Source organism: Paractinoplanes ferrugineus, from assembly GCF_016862195.1.
In the GTDB taxonomy this organism is placed as follows: domain Bacteria; phylum Actinomycetota; class Actinomycetes; order Mycobacteriales; family Micromonosporaceae; genus Actinoplanes; species Actinoplanes ferrugineus.
Window position 1 is genome coordinate 14,852 of the sequence record NZ_BOMM01000055.1, and the last position, 24,772, is coordinate 39,623.

At 72.9% G+C, this 24,772-nt stretch carries 24 protein-coding genes; 10 read left to right on the plus strand and 14 right to left on the minus strand.

From position 1 onward, the window contains the following. The first annotated feature begins 87 nt into the window (after positions 1-87). Positions 88-969 (plus strand): DUF308 domain-containing protein, encoded by an 882-nt coding sequence (locus Afe05nite_RS31090; RefSeq protein ID WP_203820821.1) that lies wholly within the window; start codon positions 88-90, stop codon positions 967-969. Positions 970-1,089: 120 nt separating this feature from the next. After that, entirely contained in the window at positions 1,090-2,529 is a 1,440-nt protein-coding gene (locus Afe05nite_RS31095; protein WP_203820822.1) for an alpha,alpha-trehalose-phosphate synthase (UDP-forming), read from the plus strand. Here Afe05nite_RS31095 and Afe05nite_RS31100 read toward each other — a convergent pair. The 6 genes from Afe05nite_RS31100 to Afe05nite_RS31125 are packed head-to-tail and all read right to left on the minus strand — an operon-like array spanning position 2,512 to position 8,271. Beyond that, positions 2,512-3,273, minus strand: a complete 762-nt coding sequence (locus Afe05nite_RS31100) for an alpha/beta hydrolase (RefSeq protein ID WP_203820823.1) — start codon at positions 3,271-3,273, stop codon at positions 2,512-2,514. The genes Afe05nite_RS31095 and Afe05nite_RS31100 overlap by 18 nt on opposite strands. Next, the gene (locus Afe05nite_RS31105; RefSeq protein ID WP_203820824.1) at positions 3,270-4,619 is read right to left on the minus strand and encodes a flavin-containing monooxygenase; all 1,350 of its coding nucleotides are present in this window, start codon (positions 4,617-4,619) and stop codon (positions 3,270-3,272) included. The genes Afe05nite_RS31100 and Afe05nite_RS31105 overlap by 4 nt, the downstream gene beginning before the upstream one ends. 25 nt (positions 4,620-4,644) lie before the next feature. Next, on the minus strand, positions 4,645-5,316 hold the full coding sequence (locus Afe05nite_RS31110) for an endonuclease/exonuclease/phosphatase family protein (RefSeq protein ID WP_203820825.1): 672 nt from the start codon (positions 5,314-5,316) through the stop codon (positions 4,645-4,647). 3 nt (positions 5,317-5,319) lie between these two features. Further along, positions 5,320-6,267, minus strand: a complete 948-nt coding sequence (locus tag Afe05nite_RS31115) for an ROK family glucokinase (RefSeq protein ID WP_203820826.1) — start codon at positions 6,265-6,267, stop codon at positions 5,320-5,322. Between the two features lie 14 nt (positions 6,268-6,281). Then, positions 6,282-7,796: a hypothetical protein gene (locus Afe05nite_RS45160; protein WP_203820890.1), complete on the minus strand. Its 1,515-nt coding sequence runs from the start codon at positions 7,794-7,796 to the stop codon at positions 6,282-6,284. Between the two features lie 22 nt (positions 7,797-7,818). Then, positions 7,819-8,271 (minus strand): SRPBCC family protein, encoded by a 453-nt coding sequence (locus Afe05nite_RS31125; protein WP_203820827.1) that lies wholly within the window; start codon positions 8,269-8,271, stop codon positions 7,819-7,821. An 81-nt stretch (positions 8,272-8,352) separates the two neighbouring features. Here Afe05nite_RS31125 and Afe05nite_RS31130 point away from each other — a divergent pair, with 81 nt between their 5' ends. Both Afe05nite_RS31130 and Afe05nite_RS31135 read left to right on the plus strand, forming a co-directional pair. Next, positions 8,353-10,050 (plus strand): sensor histidine kinase, encoded by a 1,698-nt coding sequence (locus tag Afe05nite_RS31130; RefSeq protein WP_203820828.1) that lies wholly within the window; start codon positions 8,353-8,355, stop codon positions 10,048-10,050. Positions 10,051-10,057: 7 nt separating this feature from the next. Continuing rightward, the gene (locus tag Afe05nite_RS31135) at positions 10,058-10,726 is read left to right on the plus strand and encodes a response regulator transcription factor (RefSeq protein ID WP_020512124.1); all 669 of its coding nucleotides are present in this window, start codon (positions 10,058-10,060) and stop codon (positions 10,724-10,726) included. On the opposite strand, the gene Afe05nite_RS31140 is transcribed toward Afe05nite_RS31135, so the two are convergent. Continuing rightward, entirely contained in the window at positions 10,723-11,139 is a 417-nt protein-coding gene (locus tag Afe05nite_RS31140) for a DUF4395 domain-containing protein (protein WP_203820829.1), read from the minus strand. The genes Afe05nite_RS31135 and Afe05nite_RS31140 overlap by 4 nt on opposite strands. Positions 11,140-11,193: 54 nt before the next feature. Further along, entirely contained in the window at positions 11,194-11,700 is a 507-nt protein-coding gene (locus Afe05nite_RS31145) for a MarR family winged helix-turn-helix transcriptional regulator (RefSeq protein ID WP_203820830.1), read from the minus strand. A gap of 55 nt (positions 11,701-11,755) precedes the next feature. Here Afe05nite_RS31145 and Afe05nite_RS31150 point away from each other — a divergent pair, with 55 nt between their 5' ends. Continuing rightward, a complete protein-coding gene (locus Afe05nite_RS31150; RefSeq protein WP_203820831.1) occupies positions 11,756-12,988 on the plus strand; it encodes an MFS transporter in 1,233 nt (410 codons plus the stop codon). 23 nt (positions 12,989-13,011) lie between these two features. On the opposite strand, the gene Afe05nite_RS44125 is transcribed toward Afe05nite_RS31150, so the two are convergent. The 5 genes from Afe05nite_RS44125 to Afe05nite_RS31175 all read right to left on the minus strand — a co-directional run bounded on the left by Afe05nite_RS44125 (position 13,012) and on the right by Afe05nite_RS31175 (position 18,354). Further along, positions 13,012-14,025, minus strand: a complete 1,014-nt coding sequence (locus Afe05nite_RS44125) for a thioredoxin family protein (protein ID WP_239118315.1) — start codon at positions 14,023-14,025, stop codon at positions 13,012-13,014. Positions 14,026-14,281: 256 nt separating this feature from the next. Continuing rightward, entirely contained in the window at positions 14,282-15,412 is a 1,131-nt protein-coding gene (locus Afe05nite_RS31160) for a glycosyltransferase family 4 protein (protein ID WP_203820832.1), read from the minus strand. Then, on the minus strand, positions 15,412-16,668 hold the full coding sequence (locus tag Afe05nite_RS31165; protein ID WP_203820833.1) for a M48 family metallopeptidase: 1,257 nt from the start codon (positions 16,666-16,668) through the stop codon (positions 15,412-15,414). The genes Afe05nite_RS31160 and Afe05nite_RS31165 overlap by 1 nt, the downstream gene beginning before the upstream one ends. A gap of 19 nt (positions 16,669-16,687) precedes the next feature. Then, the gene (locus tag Afe05nite_RS31170; RefSeq protein ID WP_203820834.1) at positions 16,688-16,909 is read right to left on the minus strand and encodes a hypothetical protein; all 222 of its coding nucleotides are present in this window, start codon (positions 16,907-16,909) and stop codon (positions 16,688-16,690) included. A 74-nt stretch (positions 16,910-16,983) separates the two neighbouring features. Beyond that, on the minus strand, positions 16,984-18,354 hold the full coding sequence (locus Afe05nite_RS31175; RefSeq protein WP_203820835.1) for an NYN domain-containing protein: 1,371 nt from the start codon (positions 18,352-18,354) through the stop codon (positions 16,984-16,986). A 105-nt stretch (positions 18,355-18,459) separates the two neighbouring features. On the opposite strand from Afe05nite_RS31175, the gene Afe05nite_RS31180 reads away from it, so the two are divergent. The 5 genes from Afe05nite_RS31180 to Afe05nite_RS31200 all read left to right on the plus strand — a co-directional run bounded on the left by Afe05nite_RS31180 (position 18,460) and on the right by Afe05nite_RS31200 (position 23,876). Beyond that, positions 18,460-20,244, plus strand: a complete 1,785-nt coding sequence (locus Afe05nite_RS31180; RefSeq protein WP_203820836.1) for a DEDD exonuclease domain-containing protein — start codon at positions 18,460-18,462, stop codon at positions 20,242-20,244. A gap of 108 nt (positions 20,245-20,352) precedes the next feature. After that, complete coding sequence (locus Afe05nite_RS31185; RefSeq protein WP_203820837.1) at positions 20,353-22,152, plus strand: RelA/SpoT family protein; 1,800 nt, start codon at positions 20,353-20,355, stop codon at positions 22,150-22,152. Positions 22,153-22,246: 94 nt separating this feature from the next. Further along, entirely contained in the window at positions 22,247-22,690 is a 444-nt protein-coding gene (locus tag Afe05nite_RS31190) for an NUDIX domain-containing protein (RefSeq protein WP_203820881.1), read from the plus strand. Continuing rightward, entirely contained in the window at positions 22,687-23,526 is an 840-nt protein-coding gene (locus Afe05nite_RS31195; RefSeq protein WP_203820838.1) for a nucleotidyltransferase family protein, read from the plus strand. Before Afe05nite_RS31190 ends, Afe05nite_RS31195 begins: the two co-directional genes overlap by 4 nt. Positions 23,527-23,588: 62 nt before the next feature. Next, positions 23,589-23,876, plus strand: a complete 288-nt coding sequence (locus Afe05nite_RS31200) for an Lrp/AsnC family transcriptional regulator (protein WP_203820839.1) — start codon at positions 23,589-23,591, stop codon at positions 23,874-23,876. A 118-nt stretch (positions 23,877-23,994) separates the two neighbouring features. On the opposite strand, the gene Afe05nite_RS31205 is transcribed toward Afe05nite_RS31200, so the two are convergent. Continuing rightward, the gene (locus Afe05nite_RS31205; protein WP_203820840.1) at positions 23,995-24,414 is read right to left on the minus strand and encodes a hypothetical protein; all 420 of its coding nucleotides are present in this window, start codon (positions 24,412-24,414) and stop codon (positions 23,995-23,997) included. Positions 24,415-24,772 lie beyond the last annotated feature (358 nt).

A 24,772-nucleotide genomic window follows, 5' to 3' on the forward strand; every position in this document is an offset into this window, starting at 1 on the left:
AGCGGGACGGCGCGCCACAACGCACTCCCGCAACTGGTACTTCGCGTGTCACCATTCAAGGCACGGTCGGCGAGGGAGTGTGCAGGGGTGACAGCGGGTGGCGCCCGCCGAGGGCGGCGGGACAACGGGATCGACGCGGCCGACTTCGCTGTGGCCGGCGACGTCGACCCGCGCATTGGTGAGCATCTGCTCGACGTGCTCCAGGCCGTCGGCATCGGGGCATATCTGCAGCCCACCGCCGACCTCAATCCGATTCTGCGGGCCACCACGCTGCCCGCCCGGCCGACCGACCGGCTCTACGTCGACCGCGCCCACCTCGACGTCGCCCGCGAGCACCTGCACAAGGTGACCGGCGGGGCACCGCCCACCCCGCCGCCCGACCCGACCGCCGCGCCCGCGCGGGAGCCGGACATCGAGGCCGAGTGGGCCAAGATCGTGGCGGGCTTCCACGCGCCCGTCGACCCGACCGCGGCGCCGTGGCCCGCGTCCGAGGGGCTCCCGGCCGAGCCGGCGCCACCCCCGCCGCCCACCGGGACCGATCCGGTCAACCAGGGCCGCCGCCGCACCGACCCCGCCCCGGCCGACCCCAACCGGGCCGACCCCAACCGGGCCGACCTGACCCCGGCCGACCTGACCCCGGCCGGCCCGACCCCGGGCGAGCCGACGCTCATCGACGGCCTCGACACGTTCGGTGCCGACCTCGAGGACGACGACGAGGACGAGGACGAGCGGTACGTTCCGCCGCCTCCCCCGCCGCTGCCGCGCATCTCGAAGTACGCGGTGATGGGACTGCTCGGCGTGACGGTCGGGTTCGTGCTGTTCCTGTTCCCGACCCTGCTGCCGATCGCGCAGGACTACGCGACGGTGCTCGGGTTCGCCGCGATCGTCTCCGGGGCGGCCATGCTGGTCTGGCGGCTGCGGTCGGGTGACGACGAGGACGACGACTACGACGACGGCGCGGTCGTCTGATTCGGCCCGGCCAGTGATTCGGCCCGGCCAGTGATTCGGCCCGGCCAGTGATTCGGCCCGGCCAGTTGAATTGACCACTGTCTGTATAGCTCAGCGCTGAGGCTCTAGTAACCTTCGGTGATGCGCCAGAGCTCGTTGGTCGTGGTCGCCAACCGTCTCCCGCTCGACGACAACGTCGCCCCCGACGGGGCGTGTGAATGGCGCCGCAGCCCGGGCGGGCTGGCCAGCGCGCTGCACGCGATCCTGGAGGGAACCACCGCGACCTGGGTGGGCTGGGGTGGCGGGATCGGCGCGGCACCGCCCCTGCCCGACATCGGCACGCTGCGGCTGCGCCCGGTCGCGCTCTCCGAGGACGAGTTGCGGGGCTACTACGAGGGCTTCGCCAACACGACACTGTGGCCGCTCTACCACGACGCCGTCGAGCAGCCGGTGTTCGACCGCGGCTGGTGGGAGACCTACCGCACGGTCAACCGCCGCTTCGCCGAGGCCGCCGCCGAGGTCGCCGAGCCCGGGGCCGCGGTGTGGGTGCAGGACTACCACCTCCAGCTGGTCCCGCAGATGATCCGCGAGCTGCGCCCGGACGTACTGATCGGCTTCTTCATGCACGTGCCGTTCCCGCCGCCGGAGCTGTTCATGCAGCTGCCGCGGCGCCTCGAACTGCTCGGCGGGATGCTCGGCGCCGACCTGGTCGGCTTCCAGCGGGAGCAGGCGGCGCACAACGTGGCCCAGCTCGCCGGCAAGATGCTCGGCGCGCGGGGCGCCGACGACGCGATCATCTACGACGGGCGGGTGGTGCGCACCGGTGCGTTCCCGGTGTCGATCGACGTCACCGAGATGGAGGCGCTGTCCGCCCGGCCGTACGTGCTGAACCAGGCCCGGCAGCTCAAACACGACCTGGGCCAGCACAAGAAGGTGCTGCTCAGCGTCGACCGGCTCGACTACACCAAGGGCATCGAGCACCGGCTGACCGCCTACAGCGAGTTGCTGCGCGACGGGCGGATCAAGGTGCGCGACACCGTGATGGTGCAGGTGGCGGTGCCGAGCCGGGAACGGGTGGAGAGCTACCGCGGGCTCAAGGACCGCATCGAGCGCGAGGTGGGTCGGATCAACGGCGAGTACGGGCGGGTCGGCGAGCCGGCCATCCACTACCTGAACCAGCCGTTCGACCGGGCCGACCTGGCCGCGCTGTACCGGACCGCGGACGTCATGGTGGTGACCCCGCTGCGCGACGGCATGAACCTGGTGGCGAAGGAATACGTGGCGGCCCGCGCCGACGACACCGGCGCGCTGGTGCTCAGCGAGTTCGCCGGCGCGGCCGCCGAGCTGCAGGACGCGTTCCAGGTCAACCCGCACGACCTGGACGGGTTGAAGAAGACGCTGCTGGACGCGCTCGACGCCACCCCGGCCGACCTGCGCCGGCGGATGCAAGCCATGCGCGCGCACATCACCGAGAACGACATCCACGCGTGGGCCCGCGCCTACCTCTCGGCGCTGGACCACACCGGTCAGCTGGCCCGGCGCCTGCCGCGGCAGCGGGCGGTCCTAGCCGACCGCGCTTAGCTGTTTGGTCAGCCAGTCCAGAACCGCGTCGATCGGTTCGGCCCAGCCGGTGTCGAGCATCAGGGCGTGCGCCATGCCGGGGAACAGCAGCGGGGCGCCGGCGTAGTGCGTGGCCACCCGGTCGAGGGATTTGCGCGGCACCACCCGGTCGTCGGGCGAACCGACGACCAGGACCGGCGGGCTTGCGACCGGGCGCGGCACCGGTCCGCGGGCGGCCAGGCGGCGCGGGAAGGTCATCCGCGACAGGTACGCGTCCGCGTCGGTCCCGGCGCTGAACAACTGCTTGTGGTTGAGCCGGGGGCGGCGGCGGAGCGTACCCAGCGGATTGGCCTTGACGGCCGCGCCGAGCGTCGCCCACCGGTCGGTCACCGAGGCGGCCAGCACCGGGGCGGCCAGCACGGCGGCGCGGGCCGGATAGCGGCCGAGGGCCCGCGACACGACGAGCGCGCCGGTGCCGTGCCCGATCAGCACCGCCTGCCGGGGCAGTGCCGCCGCCACCTGCACCACGTCGTGCACGTGGGCGCGCAGGTCGCCGTTCTCGCGCGGGGTCAGCGCGTACGCCGGGAAGCCGCGGCCCGCCGCGTGCGTGAGCCAATGCTCGGCGAACACCCACGCACCCATCCCGGGGCCGGGCACGAACAACAGCGGCGGCTGCAGGTCCTCCCCCTCGACCAGGCGGGACAGGACCTCGCGCTCGACCGGCGGGACCGGCGACGTCCAGTCGTCGAATCGCAGGAGCGTCATGCCCTCGGCTCCATCTCGTGCAGCAACTCCTCGACCGCCTTCAGGTAGGCGATGTGGTCGACCTCGAACCAGTGCCGCCGCGACGGCACGACCTGCCGGCGCGACCAGCTCTGCAGCGGGCGCGCCGACTCCTTCTGCTGCACCGCCGCGGCCCGCGCCGGGTCCTGTCGGCGCAGCCGCAGCCAGCGGGCGACGGCGACGGCCTGCCAGTGGGCGAGCGGGAGCACCCCCGAGTCGGGTTGCAGCAACCCCACCACGGCGAGCGTCGGATGTTTCCGGGCGAACGCGTGCAGGTGCAGGTCGGGGCGGCCGTCGTCGCCGGCGTCGATCAGCTCCGGGGCCAGGAAGTCGAAACGCGGCGTGTAACCGGTCGCGGTGATGACCAGGTCGGCGTCGACCCGGCGCCCGTCGGCCAGTTCCACCTGCCCGCCGACGAACCGGGTCACGTCCGGAACGGGCTTGATCCGGCCGTGGCCCAGGTAGTACGCCAGCTGACTGTTGACGATCGGGTGGCTCTCGTACGGGCGGTGGTCGGGCGCGGGCAGGCCGTACCGGGTGAGGTCGCCGGTGGTCAGGGCCAGGGTGCGGCGGTAGAGCCACTGGCGCAGTCGCAGCGGCAGCCGCCACTTCAGCAGGCGGTCGTTGACCTGGTCGGCGGGGCGGCCCAGCACGTATTTCGGGGCGTACCAGTAGCCGCGCCGGGTCGAGTGCCAGACGGTGGTGGCCTGCTGGGCGGCCTCGACCGCGATGTCGCAGCCGGTGTTGCCGGCGCCGATCACCAGGACCTTGCGGTTGCGCAGCTGCGCCGGGTCCTTGTACTGCGCCGAGTGGATCACCTGGCCGCGGAAGTCCTCGGCCCCGTCGATCTCCGGTTTCGCCGGCGCCCAGTTGTGGCCGTTCGCGACGACCACGGCGGCGTAGCGCTGCACCCGCGACGAGCCGCCACCGGTGGACCGGGTCGTCACGTCCCAGCGCCCGTCCCCGACCGGCTCCGCCGACACCACCTCGGTGCCGAACCAGATGTGCTCGCCCAGCCCGAAGTGCTTCGCGTAACGCTCCAGGTAGGACAGGACCTGACTGTGGTGCGGGAAGTCGGGCCAGCTGTCCGGCATCGGGAAGTCGGGGAACTCGGTGAGCGGCCGCGACGAGATCAGGTGGGTGTTCGCGTAGACCGGACTGCGGTCGTGCCGCCAGTTCCACGCGCCGCCCACCGACGTCTCACGCTCGTAGCAGTCGACCGCGAATCCGTGCTCGCGGAGGTTCTTGACGGTCGTGAGTCCGCTGGCCCCGGCCCCGATGACGCAGACCGCGTCCCGGCGGTCGGCGATGTCCGGAGTGTCTTGCACGCGGCGATCCTGCCAGATGTCCGCCCTACGAGGAAGGGAGCATCAGGTCCGCCAGGACGGGAAGGTGATCACTGGCTTTGCGGGCCAGGTCGGACTCCACCACCTCGTACCGTTCGATGGTGATGTCGGGGGTGACGAACAGTCCGTCGATGAGCCGCGCCGGCAGCGTCGCCGGGTAGGTGAACGTGCCCGCCGCCGACGACACCAGCCCGTCCTCGACGGTCCGCCACGCCCCGCCGCCCGGCCCCTCGTTCAGGTCGGCGGCGGCGATCACCGGGCCTTCGACCCGGTCCAGCGCTTGTTTCCACAGGGCCGCCTGCACCGGCCGTTCCGCCGGGTCGGTGGCCAGATGCGACCCGGACACGGTGAATTCGGCACCGCGCACCGAGCCGCGCAGGAACGCCGCCCCGCGCAGGTGCCGCCCCGGGGTCAGCGGATAGCGCATGCACCACGACTCGTGCACCCGGACCCGCAGGCTGACCAGCAGCAGGTTGCCGAGTGCCGGCAGGCCGCCGGCCCCGACCACCATGCCGGCGTCGTCGGCCAGCGCCGCGCACTTGTTGCGCCACAGGAAGCGGCGCGGTGCCTCCTGCACGACGAGCACGTCCGGCGCCAGGTCCCGGATCAGCGAGATCAGGGCGCCCCGGTCGTCCTTGAGGCCGTGCACGTTGTAGCTGAGGACCCTCAGGCCCGGCATCGGCTAGATGCTCCGCGCCAGGTCGGCGGCGCCGACCACCCCGGCGGTGTTGCCGGTCTCGGCCGCCACCACCTCGGCCACCGGGAACCGCCCACGCTGCTCGAGCTGGTCCCGGTAGGTGTTCCGGGTCGGGGTCATGAGCAGCTCACCGGCGTCGACCACGCCCCCGCCGACCACCAGGATCTGCGGGTCGAGGCTCTGCGCCAGGTCGGCCATCGCCACCCCGAGCCAGTAGCCGATCTGCGCGAACGCGTCCCGGGCCACCCCGTCGCCGGCCCGCGCCGCCTCGGTGATCTGCCGGCCGCTGATCGCCAGCGGATCGCCGCCGGCCAGTTCCAGCAGCACCGCGGCCCGTTCCGGTTCCTGCCGCGCCCCCGCGCGGGCGAACCGCACCAGGGCGTTGCCGCTCGCGTACTGCTCCAGGCAGCCGAGCCGCCCGCACCCGCACGGATGTCCGTCCGGCACCGACTGGATGTGGCCGAGTTCCCCGGCGATCCCGTTCGCGCCCCGCCACAGCCGCCCGCCGAGCACGATGCCGCCGCCGATCCCGGTCCCCACCGTGATCATCACCATCGAGTCGGCGTGCTGGGCGACCCCGAACCGGAACTCCGCCCAGGCCGCCACGTTGGCGTCGTTCTCCAGCACGGTGGGCAGCCCGACCGCCTTGGTCACGTAGTCCCGCAACGGCTCGTCCCGCCACGCCAGGTTCGGCGCGAACAGCACGGTCGAGGCCGCCGCGTCGATCCAGGCGGCCGCCCCGATCCCGACAGCGGTCGCCTCCGGGTACTGCGCGGCCAGCTCGGCGGCCACCTCGACGATCGTGTCCCGGGTGCCGGCCGGGTCCTCGGCCGGTGTCTCGCGGCGGTTCGACGTCAGCACCGTGCCGTGCTCGTCGACCACACCACCGGCCACCTTCGTGCCGCCGACGTCGACTCCGATGGTCAGCGTCACGCTGTCTCCTTCTGCTACCCGCTTGGCTGAGCGCCGTCACCGGGGGCTTCGTCGCCCGCCTCGGCTCCCGCAACATCATGATCCACCGACCCGGCTCCCGCCACGTCGGCAACACCCGCATCAGCGGTGGCCGCAGCCCACACATCAAACCTTTGCGGTGTACGCCCCGTGCCCCGCACCCCACCCCGCGCGCCCCCGGCCTGCCCCGCCGCACCGCCGGCAGCGCCGCCGGCCTCCCCAGCCGCGCCGCCATGAGTCCCAGCCACGCCGCCGGCCTCCCCAGCAGCACCGCCGGCCGTCCCAGCGGTGCCCCCGGCAGTCCCAGCGGTGCCGCCGGCAGTCCCAGCGGTGCCGCCGGCAGTCCCAGCGGTGCCGCCGGCCTCGCCGGCCGCGCCCCCGGTCCGTGCCGCCGTCTCAGTCTTCGCGGCCTCAGTCTTCGCGGCCTCAGTCTTCGCGGCCTCAGTCCTTGCCGCCTCCGCCTTCGCCGCGTCGGCCAGTGCGGCTGCTTCCGCCACCCGCCGGGCCGCCTCGGCTGCCGCCTCCCGGGCCGCCTCGGCCGCCTCGCGCCGCGCCGCGTCGGCCTTCTCGCGGGCGCGCAGCCGCTCCGCCTCCGCTTCCGCCGCGCTCGCCGCCGAGGCCGCGGCCCACGGATCACCGGCGAACCGGGGATCCCCCGGACCGCCCGTGGAGGCGGACCCGCCGGCGGCCGTACTTCCCGCCGGCCCGGCGTCGTCCCCGGTCGCGGAAGCCTTCCCCGGCACTTCGCCGGCGGTGCCCGCGACTCCCGGTGAGGCGGCGGGGGCCGCCCTGCGGGTGGCCGCCGACCACGTCTCGGCGGGGTCCGGCGCGGGCGCCGGCCGGGCCGCACGCGACGGCGGCGGCTTCGCCCGGTCGCCGGCCAGCGACGACAGCCCGCGCATCAGGCCGGCCACGCCGGTGGCCAGGTCGCCGGCGCCGATCGCGATCTTCGCGGCCGCCTCCGGGCTGGGGTCACGCATCGCGGCGATGACCCGGCAGACCGGGCAGACACAGCATTCCGCGCTGCCGGTGGCCCATCCGGTGTGACCCGCGGCAGGCTTCGGCTCGCCCCACCGCCCGGCCGGTCCGCCGGCCGCCCAGCCCGGCACACGCCCGGCCGCCGCCGCACCACCCGAGCCGGCCGACACCGAGCCGTGCGAGCCCGAGGAGTCCGGGGAGCCGGGTGAGCCCGAGGAGTCCGGGGAGCCGAAGGAATCCGGAGAGCCGGGAGCGGCCGGCGAGGCCGAGGAGCCAGGAGAGACCGAGGAGCCGGAAGAACTCGAGGAGCCGGAAGAGGCCGGCTCGGCGTGGGGCTCCTGGACGGCGGCGGCCAGGCGGCCGACGAGGCCGGTCACCGAGTCGGCCAGGGCGCTCAGGCCGGCGGCGAGGGTGTCGCGGGTGCCGGGCGGGCCGTCCGGGTCGGGTGCGGCGGCGCTGCGGCTGCCGTCGGTGGCCATCGCGATGACTGTCGCGACGAGCCGTTCGGCCTCCTCGCGTGCCGACGCCGTCATAACGTGCCTCCCGAAACGTTGCTCAGCTCGCCGGCAGGCTCTCGACGCGACGTTTGAGCTGCTTCAACGCCGTATCCATGATCATCTTCTCGGCTTTGCGGCGGAACATGCCGAGCATGCCGATGGAGAGCTCCACCTCGAGTGTGTAAGTCACGGTAGTCGTACCGTCGCCGTTGTCGGTCAGGTCGTAGGACCCGTCTTGCGTCTTCTGCGTCTTGGACGGCTCGACCAGCTGCCACTCGACCCGGGTCAGGTCGTCGGCGTAGGCGTACTCGAGGGTGTATTCGTCGGCCATCACCCCGGCGTCGATCACCCAGTGGACCCGGGCGGCGTACCCGTCCTCGTACTCCTCCAGGACGTCAATCTGCTTCAACGCGTCGACCCACTCGGGGTAGCGCGGGAAGTCGCAGATCACCGCGGCCACGCGGTCGACGGGCGCATGGACCTGGATCGACTGCGTCGAGGTGTCCGCCATGCACGGAGGCTACCGCGTCGGTACGACAATCCTGATGACCGGGCCGAGCCACCGGGGAGCATTGCGGCTACCATCCGTCAGGTGCCGGTGCTCGCCAGTGTCTCCGCGCGCGTCCAGCCGCTCGCGGTGGCCGCACGCATCATCATGCTCGCGCTGGTCGCGGCCCTGACGCTGATCGCCACGAAGGAGCCGGCGCAGCTGCGCTGGATCGCCCTTCTGGTCGTCGCCGCGCTGCCCGCGTTCCTCGCTCCCGACCACCGCGTCCTGGGGCCGCTGGGCCGGTTCTCCGAGGTCGTGATCACCGGGCTCGCGGCCGGCTCGATCGCCGCCGCCGCCGACCTGACCGGCACTGTGGACGTCGGATTCGGCGCCGAGGCGGTCCTGCCCTATCTCGCCGTCCCGCTGCTCACCGCCGCGCTGCGGCGGCGGCCCACCGAGGGTGCGGCGCTGCTCGGCGTCGCCGCGGTCGCGCTGGTCGCGGGCGGCACGCTGATCGGCCGCGCCGGCACCGACAGCCCGATCACCCAGCCCGGCTTCCTCGCCGCCGGCGGGCAGTGGCTCGTGCTCGGCGCCATCATCACGTTCGCCGCCGATACGATGCGTCAACTGATGCAGCCCGCCGAACCCACACCCCAGCCGTACGCGGAGGCGACCCGCCTCCTGACTCAGCTGCGCAGTGTGGCCCGCTCGCTGCCGGGCGCCACCCTGGATCCGGGTGGCATCTCCGAGCACCTGCTCGAGGAGTTGCGCCTGGTCGCCCCGGGTGACCGGGCGGCGGTGCTGTCGACCAGCGGCGGCGGCCGGCTGGTGGTGCTCGCCCAGACCGGCGCGGAGCGGGTCGACTGGGAGACGACGCTCGACTCCGACTCGGCCATCGCCGAGGCGTGGGCGACCCAGCAGCCGCAGGTGGCGAGCCGTTCGCAGGCCCGGTCGCACCGCCGCGGCGAGGTCTCGGCACTGGTCGTGCCCCTGGTCGCGGGGGTCCGTACGATCGGGTTGGTCATCCTCGAGGCGGACGTCTCCAGCGCGTACCCGTCATCGGTGGTTTTCGATGTGACAGGGGTGACCGAACCGGCCGCGATCCGGCTCGAGGCCGCCCTGCTCTTCGACGACGTGCGCTCGCTCGCCACCAATGAGGAGCGTCAGCGGCTCGCCCGCGAGATCCACGACGGGGTCGCGCAGGAGCTCGTCATGGTCGGCTACGGCATCGACAACGCCCTGGCCACCCTGCCGGAGGACAGCGAGGAGACCGCCGAGGAGCTGCGCACCCTGCGCAACGAGGTCACCCGGGTCATCACCGAGCTGCGGCTGAGCCTGTTCGAGCTGCGTTCCGAGGTGGACCGCAACGGCGGCCTGGCGGCCGCGATCGCCGAGTACGCGCGCACCCTCGGCACCTCGGCCGGCCTGCGGGTGCACTTCACGTTCGACGAATCGACGGCCCGGCTGCCCGCCGCGACCGAAGCCGAGCTGTTGCGGATCGCCCAGGAGGCGATCACGAACGCGCGGAAACACGCAGGAGCCTCTAATCTGTGGGTTACCTGTACGGTGGACCCGCCGTACGCGGAGATCGAAGTCTCCGACGACGGCAAGGGGTTTGCCGACGACCGCCCGGACGGTCGTTACGGCCTGACCATCATGGCCGAGCGGGCGGAACGGATCCGGGGCCGTTTGAAGATCACGCCGCGACACCCCAGCGGGACAACCGTAGCCGTAGTGCTCGGATCGCCAGGGCGGCGCGATAGCGTGCGGGATAGCGTTTCCGCTCCAGAAGGGGAGTAACCCGAGCATGTCGACCAGTCCTGCGCCTACCACGCGCACCAAGGTCCTCCTTGTCGACGATCACGACCTGATTCGTAAGGGGCTGCGACACGCATTCGAGCGCGACCGGCAGTTCGAGGTCGTCGGGGAAGCGGCCACCGCGGCCGAGGCCGTCCGCCAGGCGGGCGCGCTCCAGCCGGACGTCGTGATCATGGACCTTCGCCTGCCGGACGGCAGCGGGCTCGAGGCCACCAAGGCGCTGCGGAAGAACAACGCCAACATGGGCATCGTGGTGCTGACCATGTACGCGGGCGACGACCAGCTGTTCGGTGCGCTCGAGGCGGGCGCCAGCGCGTTCGTGCCGAAGACCGCCCCCGCCGACGAGGTCGTGGCGGCCGCCCGGCACGCCGCCTCGGCGCCGAGCGCGTTCACCGCCGCCGATCTGGCCGAGGCCATGAAGCGCCGCCTCGCCCCGTCCGGCCCGCAGCTGTCCCCGCGCGAGGGCCAGGTGTTGCGCCTGCTCGCCGACGGCATGAGCGTGGCCGGCATCGCCAAGCAGCTGTTCGTCTCGGAGTCGACGGCCAAGACCCACATCTCGAAGCTCTACGAGAAGCTGGGCGCGGCCAACCGGGCCCAGGCCCTGATGACCGCGCTGCGGCTGGGCCTGCTCGAGGCTCCCGACGCGCCGAAGTTCTAAGCCCGGCCGGCCGCCGACAGGCGCCGGAAGGCCAGATAGGCCTCGCAGCCGAGGCACAGCCCGAAGGCCGCGTTCAGGAATGCCGCGAGCAGGCCGAACGCGGCCGCCACCACGCCCAGCGCGGTCAGCCCGGTGAGATAGCCGAGTGCGCTCACCGTCAGGAACACCAGGCCCACGGTCTGCGCGAAACGCACGGGGGCGGCCGGCTCACGCTCGGCCGGCGGGCCGAGGCGAGGCAGGATCAAGGTCCGATAGAGGTACGCGTACGGGCCTTTGCGCGGGTCGAGGGCCGTGACCGCGAAGACGACGGCCTGGGCCAGCGCGAGCCGGCCCGAACCGGTCGCCAGCACCGCGATGATGACCGCGCTGGTGATTACCGCGGCGAGGCGTTGTCCGCGGGGGTCGAGTTCCATGACTCGAAGCCTCGCTGTTTTCGCTGGTGAGCGCCTCGTGAGCCTGATCACTACCTACTCGATGGATTTAGTTACCTTTCGCAGCAGCGCGTTGAGCCGCACCAGTTCCGCCCTCGACAGGGCGCCGAGCATCTTCTGATCGCGGGCCATCCCCTCGAAGATGTGCGTGTTCCACGCCGCGCGCCCGGCCGCCGTCGGGCGGATCAGCACCCGGCGCCGGTCGGTCGGATCGACCTCGCGGGTCACCAGGCCGGCCCCGGCGAGCCGGTCGAGGCGACTGGTCATCGCGGCCCGGGTGACGTGGGTGGCGTCGGCCAGGTGCGCCGGGGTGGCCTCCATCGGATGCGGCTGCACCATCAGCGCGTGCAGCGTCTTGTAGTCCTCCATCGTGAAGTCCTCGTTGCCCGCGAACGCGGCCGCGTCGGCCCGCCGCGCCCACTTCGCGATGTCGTTCATCCGCACCACGGCGCCCTCGATCTCGGGATCGAACCGGGGATCGTCCTTCCAGAACGCCGCCCAGCGCGCCACGTGCTGATCCACGCCGTCCATCTCGTCCGCCATCCCCGCAGTGTAATTCGATTGCGAATAGTTTGACGTCGAACTAATGTCTTGATCCATGCTCTCCGACTTCCGCCTGCTCGCCACCGGCCAGACACTCTCCTGGATCGGCAACGGCTTCCAGACCGTCGCCCTGGCCGTCGCCGTCGTCCGGGCCGGCGGTGGTGCCGGCGACCTGGGCCTGGTCATGGCCTGCTCGGTCACGGCCATCCTGGCCTGCTCCCTGTTCGGCGGCGTCTGGGCCGACCGGCTGCAGCCCCAGCGCGTGATGGTGGCCTCCGACCTGGTCCGGCTGGCGGCCGCCGCGCTCATGGCCGCGCTGTTCTTCGGGGACGCGTACCATTTGCCGCTTCTATGCCTCTTGGCGGCGGTCTCGTCGGGCGCCGGCAGCTTCTTCAACCCGGCGATGACCGCGCTGCGCCCGCTGATCATCCCGGTCGGCCGGCGCCAGCAGGCCAACGCGACGCTGAGCATGCTGCAGACCGGCAGCTCGGTGATCGGCCCCGCGCTGGGCGGCGTCACCGTGGCGGCGTTCGGCGCACCGGCCGGCTTCACCGTCAACGCCGCCAGCTTCCTCGCCTCGATGGCCGCCTGCCTGCTCCTGCGGGCCCGGGCGACGCGCGGCCCGCGCTCGTCGATGCTCAGCGAACTGGGCGCCGGCTGGCGCGAGGTGAGCAGCCGTGACTGGCTGCTCGGCGGCATGGCCGGCGCGACGCTCTACCACGTGGCCAACGGCGTGATCCTCGTCCTGGTCCAGGTGATCGCCATCGAACGCCTCGGCGGCGCGTCCTCGGCCGGCTTCATCGCCGCCGCCGAGGGCCTGGGCGGCACGATCGGCGCGGCGGCCGCGTTGCGCTTCAAACCGCGGCACCTGCTCCGGGCGGGTTGGCTCACGCTCCTGCTCATGCCGCTCTGGGCGCTTGCGTACGTATGGCCCGCCGAGCTGCTGGCCGTGCTCCTGGGCGCGGTCGTCGGCTACGCCGGCCTGATCTTCTTCGACGTGGCCTGGGAGACGGCCCTGCAGGACCAGATCCCCCAGTCGTCGCTGGGCCGGGTCTCGTCGTGGGATCAACTGACGTCCTACCTGGCCATGCCGCTCGGGAACGCCCTGGCCGGCCCGCTGTCCGCCCGCTACGGCACCAGCCCCGTCCTGACCGCCGCCGCCGCCGTCCTGTTCGTGGCCGCCCTGTCCCAGCTGCTGATCCCGGGATCGCGCAGGCTCACCCGAGCCACCTCCACCACCGCGGCCCCCACACCCCCTCCGGAACTCGTCGAGGCCACCGGGAACTAGGTCCGCCCGCTCCCCGCCGCAGATCAGGCGTCGGGGAGCAACCCGGCCACCGCGGCGATCAGCTGCGGCTTGCTCGGCACGCCGGTCGCCCGCTTCACGACGGTGCCGGCGGCGTCGACGATCAGCAGGGTCGGCGTACGCCAGATGTCGAGCGCCCGCACCTCGTCCAGGTGGCTCTCGGCGTCCACCTCCACATGCTGAACCCCCGGCAGCAGCGCCGCCACCTCCCCGCTCACCCGGCGCACCGCCCGGCAGGGCGCGCAGAACGCCGACGAGAACTGCAACAACGTCACCGGGGCCGGCCCCACCCCGAGCCGCTCGAGCAGCCCCCGCTCAAGCCGCTCCCCCGCCCCACCGGCGCCTTCGACAACTCCGGGCTCTTCCCGCACATCCGGCACCACATTCGCTCCCGAGCTCGTCCCATCCCGCGATTCCACGCCCAGCCCAGCGCTCGTGCCAGCGGCCACCCCAGCGGTCGGCCGCTTGACCGGCTCAGCGGTCGGCTCGGCCGGGGGCGCCGTGGTCGGCCCCGCTGTCGGCTCGGCGATCGGGCCGGCCGCCGGCTCGGTCACCGGTTCCGCATCCGGGTCGGCGGAGGCCGGCCCGGCGGACAGCGCGAGCCGCGGCGGTGGCGGCTGTTCCGGCGCCCCGCTCATCCGAGGCCCGCTTCGCGACGACGCTGCGGGGTCGGCGGGCAGCTGCGGCCGGCCCGGGGCGGCCGGTACCGACGCCGCGGTGCCGTCCGCGAGTCTGGGGTGCGCCGGCGGGTGGGCGGTGCCGCCGGGTGGCTTCGGGGTGCTGTGAACGGCGGCCGCGGCGGCTGCCTTGGCGGCAGTGGCGGCGTTCTCGGTCTTGGACCTCGGCGAACGGTCCGGCAGCTCGACGACCTCGATGCCGGCGGCGGCCAGGAGGTCGGCCCGATGCTTCTTGTCCGCGGTCTCGTCGCGGATCATGCCGTCGGTGCGGCGGTGCCACAGCCCGATAGCCGTGGCCACCGCCAACACCGCGACGACGACGCCGATCCCCAGCCCGTCCATGCGGCAACTGTGCCACGCCCCGGTTGCCGTGCAGCTGCGATGCGGGTCACCCACCCCCGGCCGCCCACCCCGGCGCCACGCGCGCCCGGAAGCGGCCCACCGCACCCACCCGCCCCACCAGCCGGGCAGCAGGCAGCCGGGCAACCAGGCCGCCGGGCGACGTAGCCCTCGCTGCCGTAGAGCGCCGAGGCCGAGGGCGCCGAACCGCACCCCGCCGTCCGAGGTCGCGGCAGACGCCGGACCGGCGGGCGGGCGGTCAGTCGGTGGAGTCGAGCAAGTGGGTCAGGCGGGCGGCCTGGGTTTCCCAGCGCCACTCCCGTTCGACCCAGGCGCGGCCGGCCGCGCCCATCGCCTTGGCCTTGGCCGGGTCGGACAGCAGGTCGATCAGGCGGGACTCGAGGGCGGGCAGGTCGCGGCCGCCCACCACGTGGCCGGTCTCGCCCTCGCGGACGGCGTCGGGGGCGCCACCCGAATCGCCGCCGATCACCGGCAGGCCGGTGGCGGAGGCTTCCAGGTAGACGATGCCCAGGCCTTCGACGTCTAGGCCGGCGGCGCGGGTGCGGCACGGCATCGCGTAGACGTCGCCGGCCGCGTAGTGCTCGGGCAACTCCGGCCACGGGACCGAGCCGGTGAACACCACGTCGGACTCGACGCCCTGGTCGCGGGCCAGGCGCTCGAGCTTGGCCCGGTAGGGGCCGCCGCTGACCAGCAGCAGCGCGGCGCCGGGGACCCGGCGGCGGACCTCGGGCAGGGCGCGGATCAGCATGTCCTGGCCCTTGCGGGGGACCAGACGGGAGACGCAGACGATCACCGGACGATCGGACAGGTGGTGGCGCGCGCGGACCGCCGAGCCGTCGACGCCGGGGTGGAACGTGTCGACGTCGACGCCGGGGGCCAGCCGTTCCAGGTCGGTCAGGCCGTGCAGGGCGCGGTCGAGGCGCACCCGCTGGTAGTCGGTCAGATAGGTGACCACGTCGTTGCCGCGGGCGATGCGGCGCAGCAACCGGCGGGCGCCGGGCAGGGCCGCCCAGCCGATCTCGTGGCCGTGGGTGATGGCGACCGCCCGCTGGATGCCGGCGTTGCGGGTCAGGCCGTCGGCGAGCAGGCCGAGCGGGGCGGCGGCACCGAACCAGACGCGGTCGCAGCCGTGCGAGCGGGCCAGTTCGGCGGCCCGGCGGGCGACCGCGGGGGTGGGCAGGAGCACGCCGGTCTTCTCGCGCACCACTTCGAACGGCTGCTCGGCGTCGAACTTCTCGGCGCCCTTCCACGTCGAGGCGTAGACGACCACGTCGCCGGCGGGCTGGCGGACCGCGAGGTTGTGCACGAACTGCTGGATGCCGCCGGGGCGGGGCGGGAAGTCGTTGGTGACGAGCAGGGTGCGGGCCATCAGCGGTCCCCCCGGGCGTACGCGCGGGCGGCGGCCATCCGTTCCACCGTGGACGGGTGGGAGGCCGAGTAGAGGTATTCCCAAGTGGGCGGGTCGGGGTCGGACAGGTTGACGGTGCCGAGGCGGCGCTGCATGGCCTCGAACGTGGCCGGGTCACCGGTCAGGCCGAGGGCGTGCTCGTCGGCCCGGGCCTCGATGCGCCGGGACACGAACGACTGGGCCGGGCCGGCCACGATGCCGACCAGGGAGACGACCGCGAGCATGAGGGCGAGGGCCCGGGGTTCGCCGATCGAGTCGACGCCGGCCCGCCGCAGCAGGCCCGCCCACGAGCCCAGCAGGTAGAGGGCGATGACCGCGGCGGCGGTGCCGAGCGCGCCGAGGACGGTGCCGGTCAGCACGTCGTCGTCCTTGGCGTGGCCCAGCTCGTGGGCCACCACCGAGACGACCTCGCCCGGGGTGGCCTCGGTGAGCATGGTGTCGTAGACGACGATTCGCCTCGTCGGGCCGATGCCCGACACATAGGCGTTCACCGCTTTCGTACGGCGGGAGGCGTCGGCCACCAGCACGTCGCGCACCGGGACACCGTCGCGGTCGGCCAACTCCAGGAGCGAGGTCCGCAACGGGCCGTCGGGCATCGGGGTGAACTTGTTGAACACCGGCTCGACGAGCACCGGGAGGATGAACGACAGCAGCACGACCAGGCCGGCCGCGCCGAACCCGCCGAACGCCCACCACCAGCGCGGCGCGAAGTGGGTGATCGTGTAGAAGCCGAGCAGCGCCACCGCCCCGATCACCGCGCCGACCGCCCAGGACTTGAGCAGGTCGGCCGTCCAGGCGGCCCAGCTCTGGGTGGAGATGTCGTAGCGGACCACGACGACGTGCCGCCAGGCGGCGAACGGCAGGGTGACGACCTCGCCGGCGAGCGTGACGAGCAGCCCGCCGAGCAGGGCCTGGGCGACCCAGTTGCCACCGAACGGCCGGCCGGCCTGGGTGACCAGCCAGGCGCCGAGCGGGGTCAGGCCGAGCACCAGCGTCACGAGCAGGCCGACCGCCAGCGCGCCGTAGGAGCCGGGCCGCAGTGCCGAGTGGAACTCGCGGGCCCGGCTCACCTGCTCGCGCGGCAGTTGACCGAGCGCGGCCAGCTGGTCGGCACGCGGCGCGGGTGGCCGGTGCCAGGGGATGGTCACGGCGGCGTAGACGGCGAGCAGCACGAGCAGCACAACGAGTGTGCCCGCCGCCCAGGCCCGGGGAGTCATCGCGCCATCTTAGGATCGATCACGCAACGTCGCGGTGCCGAGGGAACATGGGCACCACCACCGGGGGCTCGGGGGTCTCCAGCAGCTCCACCTCGAAGCCTGCCGCCTCGAACATCTCGATCGCGCGCAGCTCGGCGGGCATCAGGTCGGCAATGCCGTCGGGGGTGTCGATCAGCGCGCTGACCAGGCAACCCCGGCACGCGCCGGGCTGCCCGGCGCAGCGACCGCAGTCGATGATCATCACTCCTCCTCACCCGGGTGGCGGAACCACCACCATCGGTGACCGTCACGCTAGGCGAGGGGTACGACAAGAATTCACGAGCGGGCGAGCCGGCGCAGGAGCGAGTCGGCGCCCATCGGGTAGGCACCGTGCCGGCGGACCCCGTCGGCGACCTCCCGGTCGGAGGAGATGACCACGATCGGCCGGCCCGCCGGCTCGGCCCGCACCAGCTGGCGGATCAGCTCGTCGGCGGTGTCGCCCTTGCGCGAGAACAGCACCCGGACGCCACGCGGCGCGGGCGGCAGGCCGTGCACCCGCTCGGCGCCGTCGAAGACCACCGTGACCTCGTCGCCGGTCTGCGCCGCGATGCCGCCCAGCCCGGTGATGAGGCGTTTGCGCTGCTGCTCCAGGGACATCTCGGCGAAGCCGCGCTTGGTCACGTTGTAGCCGTCGACGATCAGGTGCGCCCGGGGCAGGGCGAGCAGCTGGTCGAGGCGGCCGGGGTCGTCGGTGTCCTGGGCCCGGGCGCGGGACCGCTCGGGCGTGCCGGGCCGCTCGGCGGCGGTGTCGGCGACGTAGTCGGCGGGCATCTTCTCAGCCGGGCCGAGGGCCAGCTCCCGGCGCAGACCGGAGGCGGCCTGCCCGATCGTCTCGATGAGCAGCCAGAGCCGGGCGTCGTCGGCGGCCCGGGCCTCCTTGGCGGCCTGCTTGCCGCTCGCGGCCAGGGTCTCCGCCTCGGCCAGGCGGGTCTTCAGACGGCGTACCTCGGCATCGTGATCGGCCGTGATGCGCGACGCGCGCCCCTTCTCCGTGGCCAGCAGGTCGCTCGCGCGTTTCTGGGCGGCCTGCGCCTCGCGCAGGGCCTTGGCCGTCGACCGGGCCTCCTCGCGCAGCTGGCCCAGCTCCTCACGCACCCGGGCAAGCTCGTCCCGGAGCTTGTCGGCCTCCACCTTGGCGACCGCGCGGTCGTGCTCGGCGCGGGCGGCCCGGTGCTCGGCGTCGCGGATCTGGCCGACCACGGCGGCGCTGTCGGCCTCGGCCCGCACCGCGTCGCCGGCGCCCTCGACCAGGTCGCGCCAGCCCTCGGGGCGCACCAGGTAGGCCAGGGCGGCGACCTCGATCGGGTCGGCGGCGGCCGGGGCCAGGCCGGCCGCGACGGCGGCGCCCAGGTCACCGGCGTCGGTGACGACCCGGCCGCTGATGCGCTGCCGGAAGAGCGGGTCGGAGGTCAGCTGGGCGGCGATCTCGCGGCCGCCGAGCCGGGCCCGGCGGTTCGGGGCGAACCGAGCGACCCGCCGCAACGCGACCGGGATCTCCTCACCCGGCAGGCCGGGCAGCGCGGCCGCGGCCAGCGTGGTGATCCGCTGGCGGACCGGCTCGGGGAGCACCGGTTCCGGGACGAACTCCGCGTCCTGGACGGCCGCCTCCTCCACGGGGCGGTCGTCAGGACGCGAAGGCTCGGACATCTCCCTATTCTCCCACCGTGGGCAGCCGAAAAGCTTGTCGAAGCAAGTGATCTTTTCAGCCCACCCGGTCCGTTTCTGTCGTACCCCCTCTCTAATCTCCCCGGCGTGGCCCAACCCGCATACGTCCAGGGCACTCTGGACACGCTCATGTCCGATCCGGCGGCGCACTCGCTGGCCGACACCACATTCGTGGTCCTCGACCTGGAGACCACCGGCGGAGCGGCCGACGGCGGCGGCGTCACCGAGATCGGCGCGGTCAAGGTGCGCGGCGGCGAGGAGCTCGGCATCTTCGCGACGCTGGTCAACCCGGGTGAGCGGATCCCGGCGTTCATCACCGTGCTGACCGGCATCACCGACGCGATGCTGGCCCCGGCCCCGCCGATCGAGTCGGTGCTGCCCAGCCTGCTCGAGTTCCTGCGCGGGGCGGTGCTGGTCGCCCACAACGCGCCCTACGACGTGGGCTTCCTCAAGGCGGCGTGTGCCAGGCACGGCTATCAGTGGCCCAACCCCAAGGTGCTCGACACCGCCGCGGTGGCCCGCCGGGCGCTGACCCGCGACGAGGTGCCCAACCGCAAGTTGTCCACGCTCGCTCAGTTCTTCCGCTCGCCGGTCACGCCCAACCACCGGGCCCTCGACGACGCGCGGGCCACGGTCGACGTGCTGCACGGCCTGTTCGAGCGGCTGGGCAGTTTCAAGATCCACACGCTCGGCGACGCCATCGAGTTCGCCAAGGCGGTCACCCCCACCCAGCGCCGGCAGCGCCACCTCGCCGACGGGTTGCCGCACGTGCCCGGGGTCTACGTGTTCCGAAGTGCCGACGACCGCGCGCTCTACGTCGGCACTTCGAAGGACATCGCCACCCGGGTACGCAGTTATTTCACCGCCAGCGAGAAGCGGGCCCGCATCTCCGAGATGCTCGGTGCCGCCACCCGGGTCGAGGCCGTCGAGTGCGCCCACCCGCTCGAGGCCGAGGTGCGCGAGCTGCGGCTGATCGCGGCCCACTCCCCGCCGTACAACCGCCGGTCGAAACATCCGGATCGGGTGGTCTGGCTCAAACTGACCACCGAGGCCTGGCCGCGGCTGTCGGTGGTGCGCAAGCTGGCCGACGACGGCGCGGCCTACCTCGGCCCGTTCTCCTCGCGGCGCACCGCCGAGCTGGCCGCCGCCGGGGTCTACGACGCGCTGCCGCTGCGCCAGTGCGCCCACACCCTGAGCGTGCGCACCCCGATGCCCGCCTGCGCCCTGGCCGAGCTGGGCCGCTGCCCGGCCCCGTGCGAGCACCGCATCTCGGTGGAGGACTACGCCGCCACCGCCGCCCTGCCGTTCCGCACCGCCATCCACGGTGATCCCGAGATCGTGGTGGCGTCGCTGATGGGCCGCATCGAGGCCATGTCGCAGGGCCGGCGCTACGAGGAGGCCGCCGTCCTGCGGTCCCGGCTCGTCGCGTTGCTGCGGGCCACCGTCCGCATGCAGCGGTTGGCCGCGATCACCCGGCTGGCCGAGGTGGTCGCCGCCCGCCGGGACGGCGTCGGCGGCTGGGAGATCGTCGTGGTGCGGCACGGCCGGCTCGCCGCCGCGGCCACCTCGCCGCCCCGGGAACATCCTCGCCCGACCCTCGACGCGGCCCGGCTGACCGCCGAGACGGTCCTACCCGGACCGGGACCGGTGCCGGCCGCCACCGCCGAGGAGACCGAACGGATCCTCGCGTGGCTGGAACGGCCCGACACCCGCTTGGTGGAAACCTCCGGCGACTGGGTGTCACCGGTTCGTGGCGCGGCGCGCTTCTCGACCCTCCTCAACCGGGCAGAAGCCGCAGCATCGGGCAAAGACTCGGCCGTTCGCTCATCGGTAACTGACCGTTCGGATGACGCTCGCTCGCTTAGGCTGTAAGGCAAGTGGAATCACCCGTCGCGGTTAAGGTGGCTTCACGACGATTTGCCAGGCGATCGTCCGGCGCACTACTGGTTGCCGGGCGGCCGAGCGGTGAGGGGGTGTCCAGTGGACGTCGACGCCGGCCACGGCGCCGCCCTTGGACGTGCCCTCCCCACACAAGCGCCCGCCTCCAAAGACGTCAGCCTCTCCCAGCGACTGCGCTCGTTCCTGAGCTTCCCCGGTGGAGACGACGACCCGGTCGCCAAGCTGACCAAGACGCATCGCACCATCCACCCGTCGGCCGACGCCGGGGTGCTGCGCCGCAGCTACGCGATCGCGGAGAACATGCACCGGGGTCAGATGCGCAAGTCCGGCGACCCCTACATCACCCATCCGCTCGCGGTCGCGCAGATCTGCGCCGAGCTCGGCATGGACACCACCACCCTGGTCGCGGCGCTGCTGCACGACACGGTGGAGGACACGAGCTACACCCTGGAGGCGCTGCACAGCGACTTCGGACCCGAGGTGACCCACCTGGTCGACGGGGTGACCAAGTTCGACAAGGCGTTCTACGGCAAGGCGGCCGAGGCCGAGACCATCCGCAAGATGATCGTCGCGGCCGGCAAGGACGTCCGGGTGCTGGTCATCAAGCTGGCCGACCGGCTGCACAACATGCGTACGCTCGACGCCCGCTCGCCCGCGAGCCGCGCCCGCATCGCCACCGCGACCCTCGACGTGCTGGTGCCGCTCTGCGACCGCCTCGGCATCCAGGCACTCAAGCGCGACCTCGACGACGTGGTGCTCTACCACTTGGAGCCGGACTCCTACGCGCGCATCGAAGACCACGTCAAGAACCGCCCCGGCTGGACGGAATACCTCGCCGAGGTCAGCCTGAAGGCCCGGTCGGCGCTGCGCCGCCAGCGGGTGACGGCCGAGGTCAAAGCCCGCCCGCGGCACTACTACTCGATCTGGAAGGACACCGTCGCCGGGGGCCACCCGGTGCCGTTCGACCTGCCCCGCATCGCGGTCATCGTCGACGGCCCGGCCACCGACTGCTATGCCGCGCTCGGTGCGATCCACGGCCAGTGGCGCCCGGTCGCCGGTCGGTTCAAGGACTTCATCGCCTCGCCGAAGAACAACCTCTACCGGTCCCTGCACACGACCGTGACCGGCCCCGACGGCCGGCTGGTCGAGGTGCTGATCCGCACCGAGGAAATGCACAGATTCTCCGAGTACGGGGTGGCGACGACCTACCGCTACCCCAAGGACGTCGACGTCAGCGACCCGTCCGGGGCCGACCAGCTGTCCTGGCTCAAGCGGGTGCTCGACTGGCAGCAGGACACCACCGACGCCGCCCAGTTCCTCGCCTCGCTGCGCTGCGACCTCGCCGAGGGCCAGATCACCCTGTTCGCCCACGGCCGGGCGTTCGAGCTGCCCAGCGGCTCCACCCCGGTCGACCTGGCCTACGAGCTGAGCCCCGACACCGGCGACCAGTGCCTGGCCGCGACGATCAACGGCCGGCTCGCCCCGCTCAGCTCGCCGCTGCGGGACGGCGACGTCATCGAGATCTTCTCCGAGCCCGAGGGCCTCGTCGAGACCGAGCCCAACGTCCCGCGCGGCCCCCGCAAGGAATGGCTCGGCTTCGTCAAGTCCAGCCAGGCCCAGATGCAGATCAACCGCTACTTCGACGACAAGAACGAACCCGGCATGAGCATCGCCGACAAGGTGAAGCTGGGCCGGGCCACGATCGGTCTCACCCTGCGCAAGCACGACCGGGGCCTGGCCAGCGAGGTGCCACTGCGCCGGCTGGCCGAGGAGCTCGGCTACCCCGACCTGGAAACCCTGCTGGTCGCGGTGTGCGAGCGCAACCTCGAGCCGGACACGGTCGTCGAGCAGCTGATCGCCCTCGTCGACCACCCCGATTGAGTTCTCAGGCAGCCCGGCTAGCCTTGCTGACGTGAGTCTTCCTCGGCGAGTGCGCGGCTTGGCGTACCAGACCTTCTACCGCCTGCCGGGACCGATGCGCCGGCGCGTGGCCCGGATGGTCGCGCCCAAGTTCCTCGTCGGCGCCGTCACGGTGCTGCGCGACTCCGAGACCAACAGCCGGCTGCTGCTGCTCCGCCAGCCGAGCCACCACGGCTGGGGGCTGCCGGCCGGCCTGCTGAAGAAGAACGAGCAGCCGGCCGCCGGCGCCGCCCGCGAGCTCTTCGAGGAGACCGGCGTCCGGGTCCACCCCGACGACATGACCGCCCGCGACCCGTGCGCGATCGTGCACGTCGTCGGCGTGGTCGACACGATCTTCTTCGCCGAGGTCCCGGAGGCCCGGACGACCCTCGCCGTCGACGGTGCCGAAGTCCTCGAGGCGGCCTGGTTCCCGATGGACGATCTGCCCCACCTGACGGTCAACACCGCCCTGCTGCTCGGCCGTTTCGGCATCGGCCCGCGCGCCACCACTCCCCGGTGACGACCGATCCGCTGGTCTGCGGGCTGATCCTGGCCGCCGGTGAGGGCCGGCGCCTGCGCCCCCTGACCGAACACGTGACCAAGGCGCTGTGCCCGGTCGGCAACGTCCCGCTGCTCGACCGGGCGCTGACCCGGCTGGCCGGCCTGGGACTGTCCGGCCCCGGCCGGGTCGCGGTCAACGCCGCCTACCTCGCCCAGCAGGTAGTCGACCACGTCCAGGACCGGGCGCACGTCTCGGTCGAGCACGACGGCCCCCTCGGCACGTCCGGCGGGGTGGCCCGGCTGCGGTCCTGGATCGACGGCCGCGGCCTGCTCGTCGGCAACGCGGACGGCTACCTCGCCGACCCCGCGCGCGACCCCGGCAAGGACATCGCGGCCATGGTGGACGGCTGGTCCGGCGACACCGTCCGCATGCTGACCAAGCCGTGCCGGCCGGGCGAGACCGGCGGCTTCTCCGGGCGCCGCTTCGCCGGCTTCTCCCTCATCCCGTGGAGGTATGTCCGCGACCTCCCCGAGGGGGACGGCAGCCTGGTCCGGCTGGTCTGGCGGCCGGCCGAAGCCGACGGCGCGCTCGAACTCGTCGGCTACGAAGGCGTCTACATCGACACCGGCACCCCCGCCGACTACCTCAGGGCAAATCTCCATGCCGCGTACGGTGGGAGCCTCATCCACCCCACCGCCGAGATCAACGCGCCCGTCCACGACTCCGTGATCGGCCCGCACGCCCGCATCAACGGTCCCGTCACCCGGTGCGTGGTGTGGCCGGGCGGCGAGACGGCAGCCGGCGAGGCGCTCACCGACGTGATCCGTACCCCCGCCGTCACCGTGCCCGGCTGACCGCGCCCGGCCGATATCATGGTCATGAACCCGTTCCGCTCTCATCGCCGAGGAGCCTCCAGGTGAACACCGCGATCGTGCACATCGACTGCGCCACCGACTCGATCCCCGAGGTCGCCGAGGCCCTGGCCGCTCTGGACGGCGTCAGCGAGGTCTACTCGGTGGCCGGCAACGTCGACCTGATCGCCATCGTCCGCGTCCCGAAGTTCGACGACATCGCCGACGTCATCGCCGGCAAGATCTCCAAGACCCCGGGCGTGCTCAACACCGAGTCGCACATCGCCTTCCGCGCCTACTCGAAACACGACCTCGAGGACGCCTTCGCCATCGGACTCCCCGACGTCGACTGATCCCAGCCGCGCCCCGGGCCAGTCGTCACAAGACCCGCGTTTCGGCTGAGCAACCCCGAGCGTCTGCGCCGGGAGGCCCTGCGCACCTCGGCCGCGGCTTTGTCGTGCAGCCCTGAGGTCACTCGCGACCGGCGAGTGCCAAGGCCACGTCCAGCTCGTGCAGTTTGACCGGGGACAGGCGGCCGATCCGCGCCACCAGGGACTCCGCGCTGACGGTCGTGTCCCAGGTGCAGAAGATCCTGCCGTCCTGGGGCAGCGCCAGCCGGACCGCGCCGCGGTGCGCCAAGCCCTCCTCGGCGCCGAAGAACACCTCGATGCCGACGGCCCGCGTATCCGGTCCGGCCGTCGCGAGGATGCGGCGACGTTCCTCGACGTCGACTGCCTGCTCGCCGGACAGCAGGACGAACCCGAGCTTCTGCGCCGGCGTGGCCGGTTCGACGATCTGTACAGCCGCGAACTCCGGCCCCGCACCGCCCGAGAGCAGCACGACGGGCCGGTTCTCGTCGATCCGGGCCCACCAGACCTCGCCCCGCTCCACGTGCCCTCCTGACTGCTTCACATCGCGGGAACACTACGACCAAGGCAGCAACGTGGAGTCAGGAAAGCAAGCTGCACCACCGGCTCCACAGCGGGAGAACAACGAAGGTCCATCACGGGGTTCGCGCCAGAGCCCCGAACTCGGTTCCAGGACCCGCAGGTGGTCATGAGTTGGTCGGCATCCTCAGCGTTCATGGCGGGAAGAACATCACGCCCTGCCGAGCAAGCATGCGCGGCAGGCGGGACGAGATCGGGGCGGGGGCGCCCGAGGGGGTGAGGGACGGGCCCTCCCGTGGGGGCGCGCGGAGGGTGAGGGGCGCGGAGCGGGGCTGAGGAGGCGGGGCCGGCCTTGTCGCGTA

Excerpts from the sequence above, each read along its gene's own strand:
- Afe05nite_RS31095 (WP_203820822.1), top strand. The coding sequence starts at position 1,090 with ATGCGCCAGAGCTCGTTGGTCGTGGTCGCCAACCGTCTCCCGCTCGAC.
- Afe05nite_RS31100 (WP_203820823.1), bottom strand. The coding sequence starts at position 3,273 with ATGACGCTCCTGCGATTCGACGACTGGACGTCGCCGGTCCCGCCGGTC.
- Afe05nite_RS31110 (WP_203820825.1), bottom strand. The coding sequence starts at position 5,316 with ATGCCGGGCCTGAGGGTCCTCAGCTACAACGTGCACGGCCTCAAGGAC.
- Afe05nite_RS45160 (WP_203820890.1), bottom strand. The coding sequence starts at position 7,796 with ATGACGGCGTCGGCACGCGAGGAGGCCGAACGGCTCGTCGCGACAGTC.
- Afe05nite_RS31125 (WP_203820827.1), bottom strand. The coding sequence starts at position 8,271 with ATGGCGGACACCTCGACGCAGTCGATCCAGGTCCATGCGCCCGTCGAC.
- Afe05nite_RS31135 (WP_020512124.1), top strand. The coding sequence starts at position 10,058 with ATGTCGACCAGTCCTGCGCCTACCACGCGCACCAAGGTCCTCCTTGTC.
- Afe05nite_RS31140 (WP_203820829.1), bottom strand. The coding sequence starts at position 11,139 with ATGGAACTCGACCCCCGCGGACAACGCCTCGCCGCGGTAATCACCAGC.
- Afe05nite_RS31145 (WP_203820830.1), bottom strand. The coding sequence starts at position 11,700 with ATGGCGGACGAGATGGACGGCGTGGATCAGCACGTGGCGCGCTGGGCG.
- Afe05nite_RS31150 (WP_203820831.1), top strand. The coding sequence starts at position 11,756 with ATGCTCTCCGACTTCCGCCTGCTCGCCACCGGCCAGACACTCTCCTGG.
- Afe05nite_RS44125 (WP_239118315.1), bottom strand. The coding sequence starts at position 14,025 with ATGGACGGGCTGGGGATCGGCGTCGTCGTCGCGGTGTTGGCGGTGGCC.
- Afe05nite_RS31160 (WP_203820832.1), bottom strand. The coding sequence starts at position 15,412 with ATGGCCCGCACCCTGCTCGTCACCAACGACTTCCCGCCCCGCCCCGGC.
- Afe05nite_RS31165 (WP_203820833.1), bottom strand. The coding sequence starts at position 16,668 with ATGACTCCCCGGGCCTGGGCGGCGGGCACACTCGTTGTGCTGCTCGTG.
- Afe05nite_RS31170 (WP_203820834.1), bottom strand. The coding sequence starts at position 16,909 with ATGATCATCGACTGCGGTCGCTGCGCCGGGCAGCCCGGCGCGTGCCGG.
- Afe05nite_RS31175 (WP_203820835.1), bottom strand. The coding sequence starts at position 18,354 with ATGTCCGAGCCTTCGCGTCCTGACGACCGCCCCGTGGAGGAGGCGGCC.
- Afe05nite_RS31190 (WP_203820881.1), top strand. The coding sequence starts at position 22,247 with ATGCGCCGGCGCGTGGCCCGGATGGTCGCGCCCAAGTTCCTCGTCGGC.